The sequence below is a fragment of the Gordonia sp. 852002-50395_SCH5434458 genome (assembly GCF_001665905.1).
GTDB lineage: Bacteria > Actinomycetota > Actinomycetes > Mycobacteriales > Mycobacteriaceae > Gordonia > Gordonia jacobaea.
In genome coordinates this window covers 1-1,199 of the sequence record NZ_LZTC01000024.1, presented here as the reverse complement: position 1 = coordinate 1,199, position 1,199 = coordinate 1, and the positions used below count along the sequence as shown (strand labels likewise).

Genomic DNA, 1,199 nt, shown 5'->3' with positions numbered 1-1,199 from the left:
CGGTGACCCCGATGCGGCGAGGTAAGCAAGTTGGGCGGCCGCGTCGTCGATGCTGTCCAGGATCGAGGTCAGCACCCGATCAGCGCAGCGGTCGACGTCGACCACGACAAGGTCGGGGCGCAAAGGCGCAACGATCGCCCACACCGCCCGGCCGCCACCCGCGTGCTCCGCTTGGGTGATGAGGTCCGTCGGATCACCCGATGCCTCACGTACTGGGGCACTGCCAGATATCGGGCGTAGGGCGTACCCTTCGGCGTCCGGGGCAAGGAGGAGCCGATAGAGCTCAACCCATCGACTACCCGACGCTGAGGCGTCTGTATCGAATTCGTGATCCGACACGCATTCAGAAGTAGCGCGGCCAGTAGGGTGCGCGCTACCCTGAGACCAGTCCGCCAAGACTGTCCCTTCGGGGATATGAGAGTCAGCTGACCACTGGCTCTCGGAACTTCACGAACGCCCTCGGTGACCTCCGGGGGCGTTCGTCGTATTTAGTTACGCGGAATCTTGCAGATCAAGCACCTCCTGTAGCGGCGGAACACCGGGGAACTCGCACCCAGAATCGGCCGCGGCGAGCGCGCAGATGTAGTCGACGATCGACATACCGCGTTCTGCGGCGCGCCTTCTGATCGCCGTATCCGCGACGCCCGTGACAGCGATGCTGATAGGCACCAAGCTAGCGCCGCTGGGGTCCTTCCTGGGTCTTCCCGCCACAGCGACCATTGTTTCCTTAAAAAATTCGCATGCAGGTTAGACACGCCGTACAGGGCGCAAGTTTTCACCGCCCGCCCCTCGGCGCGACTCTCGCCGTAGGTCTGCCACCCTGGAACACATGGTGAAATCACTGACCGATCTGCCGTTCCCTAATGGCAGGATTCCTTTCCTGGGCGATGTCAGATCGGTCGACCGCAAGAATCCAACACAGCACGAGATGCAGCTCGTCGACCAGCTCGGCCCGATTTATCAGCGACTCTTGCTACGAGACCGACTGATTGTGGTCGGCGGCGGTGAACTTGCCCGTCAGTGTCTCGATGAGAGGAACTGGGCACGTGCTCTCATCGGGCCAGGGGCGAAGCTCAGAAGCGTAGCAGGGTCCGGCCTGTTCACGGCGCGGTCGAGCGACCCGTTGTGGGGGCAGGCTCGGCGGATTCTGACCCCAGGGTTCTCGCAAGAAGCGATGCGCGTCTACCACCGCGCGATGC

1 protein-coding gene and 1 pseudogene are annotated in these 1,199 nt (G+C 62.9%); one reads left to right on the top strand and one right to left on the bottom strand.

Annotated elements, in window-relative coordinates:
* Window positions 1–492 precede the first annotated feature (492 nt).
* Window positions 493–669: a hypothetical protein gene (locus A5785_RS23220; protein WP_156525482.1), complete on the bottom strand. Its 177-nt coding sequence runs from the start codon at window positions 667–669 to the stop codon at window positions 493–495.
* Window positions 670–829: 160 nt separating this feature from the next.
* On the opposite strand from A5785_RS23220, the pseudogene A5785_RS05530 reads away from it, so the two are divergent.
* Window positions 830–1,199: pseudogene (locus A5785_RS05530) on the top strand (cytochrome P450); the annotation flags it as partial.